Source organism: Pseudomonas sp. TMW22080 (assembly GCF_022496745.1).
Classification (GTDB): Bacteria; Pseudomonadota; Gammaproteobacteria; order Pseudomonadales; family Pseudomonadaceae; genus Aquipseudomonas; species Aquipseudomonas bubulae.
Window position 1 is genome coordinate 819,288 of sequence record NZ_SCFF01000003.1, and the last position, 17,096, is coordinate 836,383.

At 54.3% G+C, this 17,096-nt stretch carries 12 protein-coding genes, 4 tRNA genes and 2 rRNA genes; all 18 read right to left on the reverse strand.

From position 1 onward, the window contains the following. Positions 1-114: 114 nt before the first annotated feature. Positions 115-486 (reverse strand): 30S ribosomal protein S12, encoded by a 372-nt coding sequence (gene rpsL, locus EQV96_RS14125; RefSeq protein WP_002555494.1) that lies wholly within the window; start codon positions 484-486, stop codon positions 115-117. A 216-nt stretch (positions 487-702) separates the two neighbouring features. Continuing rightward, on the reverse strand, positions 703-4,902 hold the full coding sequence (gene rpoC, locus EQV96_RS14130) for a DNA-directed RNA polymerase subunit beta' (RefSeq protein WP_094999501.1): 4,200 nt from the start codon (positions 4,900-4,902) through the stop codon (positions 703-705). A 64-nt stretch (positions 4,903-4,966) separates the two neighbouring features. Next, complete coding sequence (rpoB, locus tag EQV96_RS14135; RefSeq protein WP_016779170.1) at positions 4,967-9,040, reverse strand: DNA-directed RNA polymerase subunit beta; 4,074 nt, start codon at positions 9,038-9,040, stop codon at positions 4,967-4,969. Between the two features lie 219 nt (positions 9,041-9,259). Further along, positions 9,260-9,625, reverse strand: a complete 366-nt coding sequence (rplL, locus tag EQV96_RS14140; RefSeq protein ID WP_016779169.1) for a 50S ribosomal protein L7/L12 — start codon at positions 9,623-9,625, stop codon at positions 9,260-9,262. A gap of 80 nt (positions 9,626-9,705) precedes the next feature. Then, positions 9,706-10,206 (reverse strand): 50S ribosomal protein L10, encoded by a 501-nt coding sequence (gene rplJ / locus EQV96_RS14145; protein ID WP_016779168.1) that lies wholly within the window; start codon positions 10,204-10,206, stop codon positions 9,706-9,708. Between the two features lie 197 nt (positions 10,207-10,403). After that, positions 10,404-11,099: a 50S ribosomal protein L1 gene (gene rplA, locus EQV96_RS14150; RefSeq protein WP_016779167.1), complete on the reverse strand. Its 696-nt coding sequence runs from the start codon at positions 11,097-11,099 to the stop codon at positions 10,404-10,406. After that, positions 11,099-11,530 (reverse strand): 50S ribosomal protein L11, encoded by a 432-nt coding sequence (gene rplK, locus EQV96_RS14155; protein WP_008008888.1) that lies wholly within the window; start codon positions 11,528-11,530, stop codon positions 11,099-11,101. The genes rplA and rplK overlap by 1 nt, the downstream gene beginning before the upstream one ends. A gap of 116 nt (positions 11,531-11,646) precedes the next feature. Further along, positions 11,647-12,180: a transcription termination/antitermination protein NusG gene (gene nusG, locus EQV96_RS14160; RefSeq protein ID WP_026014126.1), complete on the reverse strand. Its 534-nt coding sequence runs from the start codon at positions 12,178-12,180 to the stop codon at positions 11,647-11,649. Positions 12,181-12,189: 9 nt separating this feature from the next. Continuing rightward, positions 12,190-12,558: a preprotein translocase subunit SecE gene (secE, locus tag EQV96_RS14165; RefSeq protein ID WP_016779165.1), complete on the reverse strand. Its 369-nt coding sequence runs from the start codon at positions 12,556-12,558 to the stop codon at positions 12,190-12,192. A 45-nt stretch (positions 12,559-12,603) separates the two neighbouring features. Beyond that, a tRNA-Trp gene (locus tag EQV96_RS14170) sits at positions 12,604-12,679 on the reverse strand. A 245-nt stretch (positions 12,680-12,924) separates the two neighbouring features. Beyond that, positions 12,925-13,000 (reverse strand) — tRNA-Thr (locus tag EQV96_RS14175). Between the two features lie 26 nt (positions 13,001-13,026). Beyond that, positions 13,027-13,100: transfer RNA gene (locus tag EQV96_RS14180), tRNA-Gly, on the reverse strand. Between the two features lie 25 nt (positions 13,101-13,125). After that, positions 13,126-13,210: transfer RNA gene (locus EQV96_RS14185), tRNA-Tyr, on the reverse strand. A 110-nt stretch (positions 13,211-13,320) separates the two neighbouring features. After that, entirely contained in the window at positions 13,321-13,797 is a 477-nt protein-coding gene (locus EQV96_RS14190; protein ID WP_095025008.1) for a hypothetical protein, read from the reverse strand. A 7-nt stretch (positions 13,798-13,804) separates the two neighbouring features. Continuing rightward, the gene (locus tag EQV96_RS14195) at positions 13,805-14,548 is read right to left on the reverse strand and encodes a pantothenate kinase (protein ID WP_095019087.1); all 744 of its coding nucleotides are present in this window, start codon (positions 14,546-14,548) and stop codon (positions 13,805-13,807) included. Continuing rightward, complete coding sequence (gene birA / locus EQV96_RS14200) at positions 14,538-15,485, reverse strand: bifunctional biotin--[acetyl-CoA-carboxylase] ligase/biotin operon repressor BirA (RefSeq protein WP_095019088.1); 948 nt, start codon at positions 15,483-15,485, stop codon at positions 14,538-14,540. The genes EQV96_RS14195 and birA overlap by 11 nt, the downstream gene beginning before the upstream one ends. A 190-nt stretch (positions 15,486-15,675) precedes the next feature. Next, positions 15,676-15,791, reverse strand: a 5S ribosomal RNA gene (gene rrf, locus EQV96_RS14205). 148 nt (positions 15,792-15,939) lie between these two features. Beyond that, positions 15,940-17,096 (reverse strand): 23S ribosomal RNA (locus EQV96_RS14210); the annotation flags it as partial.

The window sequence follows — 17,096 nt, forward strand, 5'->3', positions numbered from 1 at the left end:
CTCAAACGGTCTTCAGGTTAGCTCGGAACCATTACACCCCAGGGATGCAGGTCCGACCTTACTCTTATCGACTCAGAAAAAAAGAAATCTGCATTATTTACCGGAAACCGAAGACTACTTCGGCTTCTTGGTACCGTACTTCGAACGACCTTGGTTACGACCTTTAACGCCGGAAGTATCCAAAGAGCCGCGAACGGTGTGGTAACGAACACCTGGCAAGTCTTTTACACGACCGCCACGAATCAGTACCACGCTGTGTTCTTGCAGGTTGTGACCTTCACCACCGATGTACGAGGAAACCTCGAAACCGTTGGTCAGGCGCACACGGCATACTTTACGCAGTGCCGAGTTAGGTTTTTTCGGCGTAGTTGTATACACACGGGTGCATACGCCACGACGTTGCGGGCAGTTTTGCAGCGCAGGTACGTCGGATTTCTCGACGATACGCTTACGCGGCTGACGTACCAGCTGGTTGATAGTTGCCATCTACTAGCTCCACTGTTGTCTTGCGACGCTATTGTCTTGCAAGAAAAGCAAAATGGCAGGAACGAATTCCCGCCAAATTTAGGGGTACAAGAGTCTAAAGAGGATCTTGCCCCCAGTCAAGGCAAGGCCCCGACACTTCCACTCATCAAACCCAGACAAATTGTCTCGATTCGATGAACGGAACTGCCGGGGCCCGCCCATCATTTACCGCAGAACTCAGTTACCGCTCGAGTTCAGCGCTTCGGTCAGTGCAGCTTCCACTTCACTGGCGCTTACGCGCAACGGCTTGTCAGCCTCACGGCGGCGCTTACGCTCGCTGTGGTATGCCAAACCGGTACCTGCCGGGATCAGACGACCCACGACAACGTTTTCTTTCAGGCCGCGCAGGTAATCGCGCTTGCCGGTTACCGCCGCTTCGGTCAGTACTCGAGTGGTCTCCTGGAAAGAGGCCGCCGAGATGAACGATTCAGTCGACAACGACGCCTTGGTGATACCCAGCAGGACGCGAGTGAACTTGGACACGAACTTGTCTTCGTTGCCCAGACGCTCGTTCTCGGTCAATACCTGCGTCAACTCCATCTGGTCGCCCTTGATGAAGGTGGAATCGCCAGACTCGGCAATCTCAACTTTACGCAGCATCTGACGCAGAATGGTCTCGATGTGCTTATCGTTGATTTTTACGCCTTGCAGACGGTAAACGTCCTGGATCTCGTTAACGATGTACTTGGCCAGCGCACTCACACCCAGCAGACGCAGGATGTCGTGTGGATCGCTTGGACCGTCGGAGATAACTTCGCCGCGGTTCACTTGTTCGCCTTCGAAGACGTTCAGGTGGCGCCACTTTGGAATCAGCTCTTCGTACGGATCAGTACCGTCGTTCGGGGTAATAACCAGACGGCGCTTGCCTTTGGTTTCTTTACCGAACGCGATGGTGCCGCTGACTTCAGCCAGAATCGAGGCTTCTTTCGGACGACGGGCTTCGAACAAGTCAGCAACCCGTGGCAGACCACCGGTGATGTCTCGAGTTTTCGAAGTTTCTTGCGGAATACGAGCGATAACGTCACCGATCGCGATTTCCGCACCATCCGCTACACCGACCAAGGCGTTCGCTGGCAGGAAGTACTGAGCCGGTACGTCGGTACCTGGCAACAGCAGATCCTTGCCATCAACACCCACCATCTTGACGGCTGGACGAATGTCCTTGCCGGCAGCTGGACGGTCTTTGGCATCAAGTACTTCAATGTTGGTCATACCGGTCAATTCGTCAGTCTGACGCTTGATCGTGATGCCTTCTTCCATGCCCACGTAGGTCACGGTACCTTTCATTTCGGTAACGATTGGGTGAGTGTGAGGATCCCACTTGGCTACGATAGAGCCAGCGTCAACCTTGTCACCTTCTTTAACCGAAATCACGGCGCCGTACGGCAGCTTGTAACGCTCACGCTCACGACCGAAGTCATCAGCAATGGCCAGCTCACCGGAACGGGATACTGCAACCAGGCAGCCATCTACACGCTCAACGTGCTTCAGGTTGTGCAGACGGACAGTACCGCCATTCTTCACCTGAACGCTGTCAGCAGCGGAGGTCCGGCTTGCCGCACCACCGATGTGGAACGTACGCATGGTCAGCTGTGTACCCGGCTCACCGATCGACTGGGCAGCGATAACGCCGACAGCTTCACCGATGTTCACCTGGTGACCACGAGCCAGATCACGGCCGTAGCACTTGGCGCAGATACCGAAACGGGTTTCGCAGCTGATTGGCGAGCGCACGATCACTTCGTCGATGCTGTTCAGCTCGATGAATTCAACCCACTTCTCGTCAACCAGGGTGCCTGCAGGAACGATAACTTCCTCGGTGCCCGGCTTGAATACGTCACGGGCGATTACTCGACCCAGTACGCGCTCACCCAATGGCTCAACAACGTCGCCGCCTTCGATGTGCGGAGTCATCAGCAGACCGTGTTCGGTACCGCAGTCAACTTCAGTCACAACCAGATCTTGTGCAACGTCTACCAGACGACGTGTCAGGTAACCGGAGTTAGCTGTTTTCAAGGCGGTATCCGCCAGACCCTTACGAGCACCGTGAGTCGAGATGAAGTACTGAAGTACGCTCAAACCTTCACGGAAGTTCGCAGTAATCGGCGTTTCGATGATGGAACCGTCCGGCTTGGCCATCAGACCACGCATACCGGCCAGCTGACGGATCTGCGCAGCAGAACCCCGTGCGCCGGAGTCGGCCATCATGTACATCGAGTTGAACGATTCTTGCTCGACTTCGTTGCCGTGGCGGTCGATTACCTTCTCTTTCGAGAGGTTGGACATCATCGCCTTGGAAACTTCATCGTTAGCTTTCGACCAAAGGTCGATTACCTTGTTGTACTTCTCGCCCTGGGTTACCAGGCCGGAGGCGTACTGACTTTCGATCTCTTTCACTTCATCGGTTGCAGCAGCGATGATGCGAGCTTTTTCATCCGGGATAACGAAGTCGTTAACACCGATGGAAACGCCGGAGATGGTCGAGTAAGCAAAACCGGTGTACATCAACTGGTCAGCGAAGATCACGGTCTCTTTCAAACCAACCACGCGGTAGCACTGGTTGATCAGCTTGGAGATCGCTTTTTTCTTCATCGGCAGGTTGACGACGTCGTACGACAAACCTTTTGGCACAACCTGGAACAACAGCGCACGGCCGACAGTGGTGTCGACGATACGGGTGTTGGTCACGCTGCCGCCATCACGGTCGTTGACGGTTTCGTTGATACGAACCTTGACCTTGGCGTGCAGTGCGGCTTCGCCGGCACGGAATACACGGTCAACTTCCTGCAAGTCAGCGAATACACGACCTTCGCCTTTGGCGTTGATCGCTTCACGCGTCATGTAGTACAGACCCAATACAACGTCCTGCGACGGAACGATGATTGGCTCACCGTTGGCTGGCGACAGAATGTTGTTGGTCGACATCATCAACGCGCGCGCTTCCAACTGGGCTTCCAGTGTCAGCGGTACGTGCACGGCCATTTGGTCGCCGTCGAAGTCGGCGTTGTACGCAGCACAGACCAGAGGGTGCAGCTGGATAGCTTTACCTTCGATCAGTACCGGTTCAAACGCCTGGATACCCAGACGGTGAAGGGTCGGTGCACGGTTGAGAAGAACCGGGTGTTCGCGGATAACTTCAGCGAGAACGTCCCACACTTCCGGCAACTCGCGCTCAACCATCTTCTTGGCGGCTTTGATGGTGGTAGCAAGACCACGCATTTCCAGCTTGCCGAAAATGAACGGCTTGAACAGCTCGAGAGCCATTTTCTTCGGCAGACCGCACTGGTGCAGACGCAGGGTCGGACCTACGGTAATTACCGAACGACCCGAGTAGTCAACACGCTTACCGAGCAAGTTCTGACGGAAACGACCTTGCTTACCCTTGATCATGTCAGCCAGGGATTTCAGAGGACGCTTGTTCGAACCGGTGATAGCGCGACCACGACGGCCGTTGTCGAGCAGTGCGTCGACCGCTTCTTGCAACATACGCTTTTCGTTGCGCACGATGATGTCCGGAGCGGACAGATCAAGCAGGCGCTTCAAGCGGTTGTTACGGTTGATCACTCGACGGTACAGGTCGTTGAGGTCGGAAGTCGCGAAACGACCGCCATCCAACGGTACCAGAGGACGCAGATCTGGCGGCAGAACCGGCAGAACGGTCAGAACCATCCACTCCGGAAGGTTGCCGGAGCCCAGGAAGGCTTCCATCAACTTCAGGCGCTTGGACAGCTTCTTGATTTTGGTTTCAGAGTTGGTTTGCGGAATTTCTTCACGCAGACGGCCAATCTCGTGCTCCAGGTCGATAGCGTGCAGCAGTTCACGGACAGCTTCAGCACCCATGCGGGCATCAAAGTCGTCGCCGAACTCTTCCAGCGCTTCGAAGTACTGCTCATCGTTCAGCAGCTGACCTTTTTCCAGAGTGGTCATGCCCGGATCGATAACGACATAGCTCTCGAAGTAGAGAACGCGTTCGATATCACGCAGGGTCATGTCCATCAGCAAGCCGATACGGGACGGCAGCGATTTCAGGAACCAGATGTGAGCCACTGGCGAAGCCAGTTCGATGTGAGCCATGCGCTCGCGACGGACCTTGGCCAGTGCGACTTCAACGCCACACTTCTCACAGATCACACCGCGGTGCTTCAAGCGCTTGTACTTACCGCACAGGCACTCGTAATCCTTTACCGGGCCAAAGATCTTGGCGCAGAACAGGCCGTCACGCTCAGGCTTGAACGTACGGTAGTTGATGGTTTCCGGCTTTTTAACTTCACCGAACGACCACGAACGGATCATCTCAGGCGATGCCAATCCAATACGGATGGCGTCGAACTCTTCGACTTGACCCTGGTTTTTCAGCAAATTCAGTAGGTCTTTCAAGGCCTTTCCTCCTGGCGGAGCAGAGAGCGGGCCATACAGCCCCGCTCTCGATTCGCGTCACGTGTTATTCGGTTTCCAGATCGATATCGATGCCGAGGGAACGAATTTCTTTGATCAACACGTTGAAGGACTCGGGCATGCCCGGCTCCATACGGTGATCGCCGTCCACGATGTTTTTGTACATCTTGGTACGGCCGTTCACATCGTCCGACTTCACTGTGAGCATTTCTTGCAGAGTGTATGCCGCGCCGTAGGCTTCCAGCGCCCAGACCTCCATCTCCCCGAAACGCTGACCACCGAACTGTGCCTTACCACCCAGCGGCTGCTGGGTAACCAGGCTGTAAGAACCGGTAGAACGAGCGTGCATCTTGTCGTCTACCAAGTGGTTCAGCTTCAGCATGTACATGTAGCCAACGGTAACCGGACGCTCGAACTTGTTGCCGGTACGACCATCAGTCAGCACCATCTGGCCGCTGTCTGGCAGGTCTGCCAAACGAAGCATTGCCTTGATTTCGCTTTCCTTGGCACCGTCGAACACCGGGGTAGCCATTGGCACACCGCCGCGAAGGTTCTTCGCCAGATCCAGGATTTCCTGATCGGAGAAGTCATCCAGGCTTTCTTGACGACCGCCAATTTCGTTGTAGATCTCATGCAGGAACTTACGCAGGTCAGCGACCTTGCGTTGTTCTTCAATCATGAGGTTGATCTTCTCGCCCAGACCTTTGGCCGCGAGGCCCAGGTGAGTTTCGAGAATCTGACCAACGTTCATACGCGAAGGTACGCCCAACGGGTTGAGGACCACATCAACCGGGGTGCCATTGGCATCGTACGGCATGTCTTCAACCGGCATGATCACGGAGACCACACCCTTGTTACCGTGACGACCGGCCATCTTGTCACCCGGCTGGATGCGACGGCGGATTGCCAGGTAAACCTTGACGATTTTCAGCACGCCTGGAGCCAGGTCATCGCCCTGCTGCAGTTTGCGCTTCTTGTCTTCGAACTTGTCGTCCAGCAGACGACGGCGATCGATGATGTAAGCCTGAGCCTTTTCAAGCTGCTCGTTCAGAGCATCTTCAGCCATGCGCAGTTTGAACCACTGACCATGCTCAAGACCGTCCAGGATTTCATTGGTGATTTCCTGACCTTTCTTCAGACCGGCACCACCTTCGGCAATGCGGCCAACCAGAGCAGAGCGCAGACGTTCGAAGGTAGCGCCTTCAACGATACGGAACTCTTCGTTCAGATCCTTGCGGATCTCGTCCAGCTGGGTCTTCTCGATCGACAGTGCACGAGCATCACGCTCAACGCCGTCACGGGTGAAGACCTGTACGTCGATAACAGTACCTTTGGTACCGGTAGGTACGCGCAGGGAGGTGTCTTTAACGTCGCTGGCTTTTTCACCGAAGATGGCACGCAACAGCTTCTCTTCCGGAGTCAGCTGGGTCTCGCCTTTCGGAGTGACCTTACCTACCAGAATGTCGCCGGCGCCAACTTCAGCACCTACGTAAACGATACCGGCTTCGTCCAGTTTGTTCAGTGCAGCTTCACCCACGTTAGGGATGTCTGCAGTGATCTCTTCAGGCCCAAGCTTGGTGTCACGTGCCACACAGGTCAGTTCCTGAATGTGGATCGTGGTAAAGCGGTCTTCTTGAACAACTCGTTCCGACAAGCAGATGGAGTCTTCGAAGTTGTAACCGTTCCAGGCCATGAACGCGATGCGCATGTTTTGACCCAGCGCCAGTTCACCCATATCGGTGGACGGGCCGTCAGCCATGATGTCGCTACGCTGTACACGGTCACCCTTGCGCACCAGCGGACGCTGGTTGATGCAAGTGTTCTGGTTGGAACGGGTGTATTTGGTCAGGTTGTAGATGTCGACACCGGCTTCGCCAGTTTCAACTTCGTCATCAGCAACACGAACCACGATACGGCTGGCATCAACAGAGTCGATCACGCCGCCACGACGAGCCACGACGCAAACGCCGGAGTCACGAGCTACGTTACGCTCCATGCCGGTACCTACCAGCGGCTTGTCAGCGCGCAGGGTTGGTACAGCTTGACGCTGCATGTTGGAACCCATCAACGCACGGTTGGCGTCATCGTGTTCCAGGAACGGGATCAGCGACGCTGCAACCGAAACAACCTGCTTCGGCGAAACGTCCATCAAGGTGACGTCTTCCGGCGCCTTGACGGTGAATTCGTTCAAGTGACGAACAGCAACCAGCTCGTCGATCAGCACTTTCTTGTCGTTCATCGTGGCCGAGGCCTGAGCGATCACGTGATCAGCTTCTTCGATGGCGGACAGGAAAACGATCTCGTCGGTTACCAGTGCGTCTTTCACTACACGGTACGGGCTCTCGAGGAAGCCGTACTGGTTGGTGCGCGCATAGGCAGCCAGGGAGTTGATCAGACCGATGTTCGGACCTTCCGGCGTCTCAATAGGGCAAACACGGCCGTAGTGAGTCGGGTGTACGTCACGAACTTCAAAGCCCGCACGCTCACGCGTCAGACCGCCCGGGCCCAGTGCAGAAACACGGCGCTTGTGGGTGATCTCGGACAGAGGGTTGTTCTGGTCCATGAACTGGGACAGCTGGCTGGAACCGAAGAACTCTTTCACCGCCGCAGCCACAGGCTTGGCGTTGATCAGGTCTTGCGGCATCAGGCCTTCGCTTTCAGCCATCGACAGACGCTCTTTGACCGCACGCTCAACACGTACCAGGCCAACGCGGAACTGGTTCTCGGCCATTTCGCCTACACAGCGAACACGACGGTTACCCAGGTGGTCGATGTCATCGACGATGCCTTTACCGTTACGGATGTCGACCAGGGTCTTCAGCACGGCAACGATGTCTTCTTTGCACAACACGCCCGAACCTTCGATCTCGGTACGACCGATACGACGGTTGAACTTCATCCGGCCGACCGCAGACAGGTCATAGCGCTCAGGGCTGAAGAACAGGTTGTTGAACAGAGTCTCGGCAGCGTCTTTGGTTGGCGGCTCGCCTGGACGCATCATGCGATAGATTTCGACCAGCGCTTCCAGTTGGTTGCTGGTGGAGTCGATCTTCAGCGTGTCGGAGACGAACGGACCGCAGTCGATATCGTTGGTGTACAACGTTTCGATGCGAACAACCTGGCCCTTGGCAACTTTTGCCAGGATTTCAGTGGTCAGCTCGGTGTTGCACTCAGCAATGATTTCGCCAGTAGCCGGATGCACGATAGCCTTGGCCGTTGTGCGACCCAGGACATAGTCCAGAGGCATAACGAGCTCTTTGACACCGGCTTTTTCCAGCTGGTTGATATGACGGGCAGTGATACGACGACCCTGCTCAACAATCACCTTGCCTTTGTCATCGGTAATATCGATGGCCGCGATTTCACCGCGCAGACGCTGTGGAACCAGCTCCAGGCTGATGCTCTCACCCTGAACGTGGAACACGTTGGTGGTGTAGAACGCGTCCAGCACTTGCTCAGTGGTATAACCCAGCGCGCGCAGCAATACCGATGCAGGCAGCTTGCGACGACGGTCAATACGCACGAACACGCAGTCTTTCGGGTCGAACTCGAAGTCGAGCCACGAACCACGGTAAGGAATGATACGCGCGGAATAAAGCAGCTTACCGGAGCTGTGCGTCTTGCCGCGGTCGTGGTCAAAGAACACGCCCGGGGAACGGTGCAGCTGGGAAACAATTACACGCTCGGTACCGTTGATTACGAAGGTACCGTTTTCAGTCATCAGGGGGATTTCACCCATGTAGACTTCTTGCTCTTTGATGTCCTTGATCGCTTTGTTCGACGATTCTTTGTCGAAAATGATCAAACGAACTTTTACCCGCAAAGGTACGGCGTACGTTACGCCACGCAACACGCATTCTTTGACATCAAATGCCGGTTCGCCCAAGCGATAACCGACGTACTCCAGCGCAGCATTGCCGGAGTAGCTGATGATCGGGAAAACGGATTTGAAGGCCGCATGCAGGCCCACGTCGCGGAACTGATCTTTAGTCGCTCCCGCCTGCAAGAATTCACGATACGAATCCAGCTGGATTGCCAAGAGATACGGCACATCCATGACGTCCGGCAACTTGCTAAAGTCCTTGCGGATACGTTTTTTCTCAGTATATGAGTAAGCCATCAGCGTTCCCCAGCTTGGTCACCTGCTTGTTTGGCCTCTCCCGACGGGAGCAGCCAGAAAATCGTGCAAACCCCTTGGTTTGCTCCACCGCACAGGGTGGTTACAGCACGTTAAAGGCACCAACCTAGTCGGCTGCCAATAACGGAAAAAGGCCGGTGGCAAGAGCCACCAGCCATCAGCCTCAGCTTAACGCCTGGGCTGGAAACGCAAGGTCGATGCTTACTTCAGCTCGACTTTAGCGCCTGCTTCTTCCAAGGTAGCCTTGGCTTTGTCAGCTGCTTCTTTAGCAACAGCTTCCAGTACCATAGCTGGAGCGCCGTCAACTACTGCCTTGGCTTCTTTCAAGCCCAGACCAGTCAGCTCACGAACAGCCTTGATCACGTTAACTTTCTTCTCGCCAGCTTCCAGCAGCATAACGTTGAATTCAGTTTGCTCTTCAACAACAGCAGCGGCAGCAGCAGGACCAGCAGAAGCAGCAGCAGCGGAAACGCCGAACTTCTCTTCCATTGCTTTGATCAGTTCAACGATTTCCAGAACGGATTTTTCGCCGATTGCTTCGATGATTTGGTCGTTAGTCAGAGACATGACTATAAATTCCTGTATTGGGGTGACAGCCTACGCGGCCATCGAAATAAACAATAAACGCTGAAAGGAGTCGCTCAGCCTTAGGCTGCAGCAGCTTCTTTCTGGTCGCGAAGGGCCGCCAGAGTACGAGCCAATTTGCTGGTAGCGCCTTGAATCACGCTCATCAGCTGAGAAATTGCTTCGTCACGGGTCGGCAGACTTGCCAGTACGTCGATCTGATTAGCTGCGAGGAACTTGCCCTCGAACGCAGCTGCCTTGATCTCGAACTTATCCTGACCTTTTGCGAACTCTTTGAAGATACGAGCAGCAGCGCCCGGATGTTCTTGCGAGAATGCAATCAAGGTCGGGCCAGTGAACACGTCGTTGAGAACACTGTATTCAGTGTCAGCAACAGCGCGCTTGAGCAGGGTGTTACGTACAACACGTACGTAAACGCCAGCTTCACGAGCCTCTTTACGGAGTCCGGTCATAGCGCCTACTGTCACACCGCGGGCATCAGCCACAACAGCGGACAGGGCAACTTTGGCAGCCTCGTTGACTTCAGCGACGATGGCCTTCTTGTCTTCGAGTTTAATTGCCACGGGTTTAACTCCTGCTTGTTACCGTTTCATCTGGCCGAGGCCTGATGTCGTTTTGGTGTCTGATTCGGTAAGGAACCGGGAGCACCATCTGCGTAGGCTTGAGGTTTAAGGCTTTCGCCGCCTACGGTCTTGGATAGCCCCCGCCAGGCAGGGACCCCAATCTTTCAATTGGCGCATTTGACTGCGCCAATTTTGTCTTACGCGTCCAGGGAACCCTGGTCGATGACCAGGCCCGGGCCCATAGTGGTGCTCAGGGTTACGCGCTTAACATAAATACCTTTCGAGGAAGCTGGTTTGATACGCTTCAGATCAGCGATCAGGGCTTCAACGTTTTCCTTCAGCTGAACGGCGTCGAAGCCGATCTTGCCAACGGAAGTGTGAATGATACCGTTTTTGTCGGTGCGATAACGAACCTGACCAGCCTTCGCGTTCTTAACAGCGGTGGCTACGTCTGGAGTTACAGTACCAACCTTAGGGTTAGGCATCAGACCACGTGGGCCCAGGATCTGACCCAACTGACCAACAACACGCATTGCGTCCGGGGATGCAATAACTACGTCGTAGTTCAGGTCGCCGCCTTTCATTTCGGCAGCCAGGTCGTCCATACCAACGCGATCAGCGCCGGCAGCCAGAGCAGCTTCAGCAGCTGGACCCTGAGTGAACACAGCAACACGTACAGTCTTGCCAGTGCCGTGTGGCAGCACAGTAGCGCTACGAACAACCTGGTCAGATTTACGTGGGTCTACGCCCAGGTTAACGGCGATGTCGAAAGACTCGCTGAATTTTACAGTCGACAGCTCAGCCAGCAAAGCAGCAGCGTCTACAAAATTGTAAGACTTGCCAGCTTCGATTTTACCGGCGATTGCCTTTTGACGCTTGGTCAGCTTAGCCATTACACACCCTCCACGTTAAGGCCCATGCTACGAGCAGAACCGGCGATAGTACGCACGGCTGCTTCCATATCAGCTGCAGTCAGATCCGCGTTTTTGGTTTTCGCGATTTCTTCCAGCTGAGCACGAGTTACAGTGCCAACCTTAACGGTGTTTGGACGAGCGGAACCGCTAGTCAGACCGGCAGCCTTCTTCAGCAGAACCGAAGCAGGGGTCGACTTGGTTTCGAACGTGAAGCTACGGTCGCTGTATACAGTGATGATCACTGGAGTCGGCAGGCCTGGCTCAATACCCTGAGTACGGGCGTTGAAAGCCTTGCAGAATTCCATGATGTTCACGCCGTGCTGACCCAGAGCCGGACCAACAGGTGGGCTTGGGTTAGCCTGAGCGGCCTTCACTTGCAGCTTGATGTAAGCGGTAATCTTCTTAGCCATGAGGCACTCCAATTACGGGTTCAATCGCCTAAAGAGGCTCCCCGGTTACTTGCGCGTTTATCCCAGTGACGACAAAACCCCACAGCCTAGGCCATGGGGTTGGGATTCGTGTTTAACTAGACCTTTTCGACCTGGCTAAACTCTAGCTCTACCGGAGTAGAGCGACCGAAAATGAGCACCGCCACTTGAATGCGGCTCTTTTCGTAGTTAACTTCTTCGACCGTGCCATTGAAATCGGCAAACGGACCGTCGGTAACACGGACAACTTCGCCCGGCTCGAACAGTGTTTTCGGCTTGGGCTTGTCGCTGCCATCAGCTACGCGACGCAGAATTGCTTCTGCTTCTTTATCAGTGATAGGTGCCGGTTTATCAGCAGTACCACCAATGAAGCCCATGACACGCGGAGTGTCCTTGACCAAGTGCCAAGTCCCTTCGCTCATGTCCATCTGAACCAGCACATAACCAGGGAAGAACTTGCGTTCGCTTTTGCGCTTCTGGCCATTACGCATTTCAACCACTTCTTCAGTGGGAACCAGAATTTCGCCGAAGCCATCTTCCATGCCTGCCAGCTTAATACGCTCTATCAGAGAGCGCATAACATGCTTTTCGTAACCCGAATAAGCATGCACTACGTACCAACGCTTAGCCACGGGACACCCTTAGCCAACAATCAAGGAAACGAGCCAGCCGAGCAGGGAATCCAAACCCCACAACAGCAACGCCATAACAAGAACAACAGCCACCACGATCAACGTGGTCTGCGTAGTTTCTTGGCGAGTTGGCCATACGACTTTACGAATCTCAGTACGAGCTTCCTTTACCAGGACAGCGAACGACTTGCCTTTTGCCGTCTGCAAGCCCACATAGGCAGCAACAGCAGCAATCACAAGAAGTGCAATGACGCGATACAGGATCGGCGAACCAGAATAATACTGATTCCCAACAACGCCAACCACCACAAGAGCTACCACTACAAGCCACTTGAGGAGATCGAAGCGAGAGCCTTGAACTTCAGCCTTGGGAGTCATCAAAGAGGATCCTGTGAAAAGAAAGCCAGACGCAATGAGCGAATCTGGCAGGTCAGGAGGGAATCGAACCCCCAACCTACGGTTTTGGAGACCGTCGCTCTGCCAATTGAGCTACTGACCTAAAACATTATCGAGCCGCGGATTATGCCGACACGAGAGAGACTTTTCAACAACAAGCGCAATTACTTTTGCAATCAACCCTATCCAAGCAGAGAATTGCCAGCGAATAGCAGAATGCGAGCTACTCACAACCGTAACAACCAACCAGGGCAGTGACACCTAAAAACAGCGCCACCAGCAAACACCCCAGACAGGCTATGCACCTGTTAAAACAAAGGCAGATATTTTCATATCTGCCTTGTTATATGGAGCTCTTGAGCGGATTTGAACCGCTGACCTCACCCTTACCAAGGGTGTGCTCTACCAACTGAGCTACAAGAGCAAAACATGTCGCGAAAACAGCTAGACTGGAGCGGGTGGCGGGAATCGAACCCGCATCATTAGCTTGGAAGGCTAAGGTTCTACCACTAAACTACACCCGCAAATCTTGCTGCTCTAGCTTAAATATGGTGGAGGGGGAAGGATTCGAACCTTCGAAGTCGTAGACGTCAGATTTACAGTCTGATCCCTTTGGCCGCTCGGGAACCCCTCCTGAGCTGGTTAGAATTCTACATCATTCCAACCTTATGTCAACCACTTTCTTCAATTAAATCAGGAAGTTAGCAACTTGACTCGCTTCACACCTAGTAGCCTGTTTGGCGTTCACTGTGGAGCGGGCGCCATTCTATGCAAACTATCGGGTACCTGCAAGCCCTCACAGCGCATTTTTTTGTATTTTAACCCATTGAATTCATTAACAAGGTTCTGCAAAACCATTTCACTGGCCGCAGCAGTGCCTTGCGGGCTGATCTTGAGGGCATAGCCAGGCATTTCAGCCTGCTCACCTTCGACTTGGGTAGATGCTATCCCCATCTCAGACAACCTGCGCTGCAGGCCGTGCAGCTGTTCTTGCACAGGTAAATTGCCTAAAAACATGCATTGCGCACTCAGCGCCTGGTCAATGGCGACTGCACCTCCCCCACCTGCCGGCGGCACCTCGCCAAGCAGGCGTATGCCCTGATGACTGCCCTTGTACAAAGACAAGGAAACAACTTCTTTGGCCCTCAACGGAGCCTCTTGCTGGTGCCATATGTAATAAAAGACATTCAGTACAACCAGCAGCAGAAACAGCCAACGCATAGAAACCTCAAGGAAGGGGACAAACCACCGCCAAACCGACAAATACCAGGTCTTGCACCAAGCGCGCTTCTGGAACCATATCCTTTACCAGGCTTGCGTCACCGCCGGTAAGAAAAACTTCAAAGTCTTCTCCCCAGTACTCGCGCGCCAATTCCAGCTGGGTCATCACAAAGCCCCGCAGCATCAACAAACACCCACGTTCAACAGCCTCAACCGTCGTACGCCCGGGCGTACGCTGGAGCAAGGCCTGCTCCGCAGAGAGGTCGTCATACCGGATACGGCGTGTATGAGTACGCAACTGATCGCGCATCAAGGGCATCCCGGGACAAATAAACCCGCCCAGGTGCTGACCGTCAGCAGCCACGAAGTCCGCCGTTACCGCCGTGCCGAAATCCAGTACCAGGCACGCGCTCTTCGCCAACTCAAAAGCACCAACCACGGCAAGCCAGCGATCGAGCCCCAAACGGGCAAACTCCTCATAACCGTTACTGACACCTGCGGCACTCCTTGCAGGCTGCGCGCACTGTGCAGCCACACCAAAGGTCGTCACGATGGAGGCCACCAGGCTCGATGTCTCATCATCACTGCGCACACTGACCAACCGGCAGTGGGTGATGTTCAACCCCGGAACGGCCAACACCGCGGCCAGCAGCGCAGCATCAGAGTCAACTACGCCCCCACCCACCGCCACCCCGGCGTCAAGGGCACGCCACTTTATAAAACTGTTGCCACAGTCCATCTCAAGAATCATGGCGCAACCTCAAGCTAAGCTCACCGCCGCTGTACACTTTCTCTTCGCCATTGACACTCATGCGCAGCGCGCCCTGCTGATCAATACCCATGACAGTGCCATCCACCTGATGCACTCCAGCTATCAGAGAGACTTCACGACCCTGCCACAAGTGGTTTTGCTCCCACTGCGCCTGCAATGCCGAAAAGCCCTCGGTAGCATGGCGATTCAGATACACCAGCAGGCTATCGTTGAGTTTCGAAATCAGCGCATTGCGGTTTACCGAATGACCTGACTCGAGAAATACCGAGGTCCAGGCCTGATCTACCTCGCTGGCCACCCGCATATTGACGTTAATGCCGATCCCCAGAACCACATGACACACATCAGCCGGATCGCCGACCAACTCAAGCAAAATGCCGGCAATTTTCTTGTTGCCTACGAGCACATCATTTGGCCATTTGAGGCCGGCGTCAGATATCCCCACCCCGCGAAGCGCACTCAGTACTGCCAGACCAACCACAAGGCTAAGCCCTTCAAGCTGGCGCATCCCGCCATCCATGCGAAGAACAAGGCTGTAGTAGATATTTTCTGCGAAAGGACTGACCCATTTGCGGCCTCTTCGTCCACGACCAGCAGTTTGCCGCTCAGCCGTAACAACAAACGGCGCCGCAGTGCCACTGTCGATCGCGCGCAAGGCCTCGGCATTGGTGGAGTCTAATGAATCATGAATAGAGACAGGCCATGGGCTGGCAGTCAACTGGTCCTGCTCAAGGAGCTCAAGCGGTGCAGCTAACTGATAGCCACGACCACGAACTTTATGAATCGACAGGTTCAGGTTTGATTCCAAAAGCTGGAGCTGCTTCCAGACTGCACTGCGGCTAACGCCAAGTGCAGCACCAAGCGCTTGCCCTGAGTGGAATCGACCATCTTTGAGGAGTTTCAACAACGTCAGCATGCATGTATCGCCTCACAATGAGGCACGCATGATAGCCATGAGCGGCGCCATTGCATAGAAACCCCGCGCACACAGCAAGCTAACTGCTTGGGGCAAGCCGAGAGCACACGGCTTGAAGCTTGCGACCGCTTTTTCGCGCACAAAAACAAACCCCCTGTCTGCGTGAGCAGACAGGGGGTTTGGAATTTAATCTTGACGATGACCTACTCTCACATGGGGAAACCCCACACTACCATCGGCGATGCATCGTTTCACTACTGAGTTCGGGATGGGATCAGGTGGTTCCAATGCTCTATGGTCGTCAAGAAATTCGGTAGCCAGGTCGTTTACCTTTCGGTTTACGCTCCAGCGAATGGGTATGTAATAGATGTGGTGTTTTGTGAACCGCAAACTTTCGGTTTGTATCGTCTTCACACACCGCAATTCGCTTCTAAGCAAATTGCTTGGGTGTTATATGGTCAAGCCTCACGGGCAATTAGTATTGGTTAGCTCAACGCCTCACAGCGCTTACACACCCAACCTATCAACGTCGTAGTCTTCGACGGCCCTTTAGGGAACTCAAGGTTCCAGTGAGATCTCATCTTGAGGCAAGTTTCCCGCTTAGATGCTTTCAGCGGTTATCTTTCCCGAACATAGCTACCCGGCAATGCCACTGGCGTGACAACCGGAACACCAGAGGTTCGTCCACTCCGGTCCTCTCGTACTAGGAGCAGCCCCTCTCAAATCTCAAACGTCCACGGCAGATAGGGACCGAACTGTCTCACGACGTTCTAAACCCAGCTCGCGTACCACTTTAAATGGCGAACAGCCATACCCTTGGGACCGGCTTCAGCCCCAGGATGTGATGAGCCGACATCGAGGTGCCAAACACCGCCGTCGATATGAACTCTTGGGCGGTATCAGCCTGTTATCCCCGGAGTACCTTTTATCCGTTGAGCGATGGCCCTTCCATACAGAACCACCGGATCACTAAGACCTACTTTCGTACCTGCTCGACGTGTCTGTCTCGCAGTCAAGCGCGCTTTTGCCTTTATACTCTACGACCGATTTCCGACCGGTCTGAGCGCACCTTCGTACTCCTCCGTTACTCTTTAGGAGGAGACCGCCCCAGTCAAACTACCCACCATACACTGTCCTCGATCCGGATAACGGACCTGAGTTAGAACCTCAAAGTTGCCAGGGTGGTATTTCAAGGTTGGCTCCACGCAAACTGGCGTTCACGCTTCAAAGCCTCCCACCTATCCTACACAAGCAAATTCAAAGTCCAGTGCAAAGCTATAGTAAAGGTTCACGGGGTCTTTCCGTCTAGCCGCGGATACACTGCATCTTCACAGCGATTTCAATTTCACTGAGTCTCGGGTGGAGACAGCGCCGCCATCGTTACGCCATTCGTGCAGGTCGGAACTTACCCGACAAGGAATTTCGCTACCTTAGGACCGTTATAGTTACGGCCGCCGTTTACCGGGGCTTCGATCAAGAGCTTCGCGTTAGCTAACCCCATCAATTAACCTTCCGGCACCGGGCAGGCGTCACACCCTATACGTCCACTTTCGTGTTTGCAGAGTGCTGTGTTTTTAATAAACAGTCGCAGCGGCCTGGTATCTTCGACCG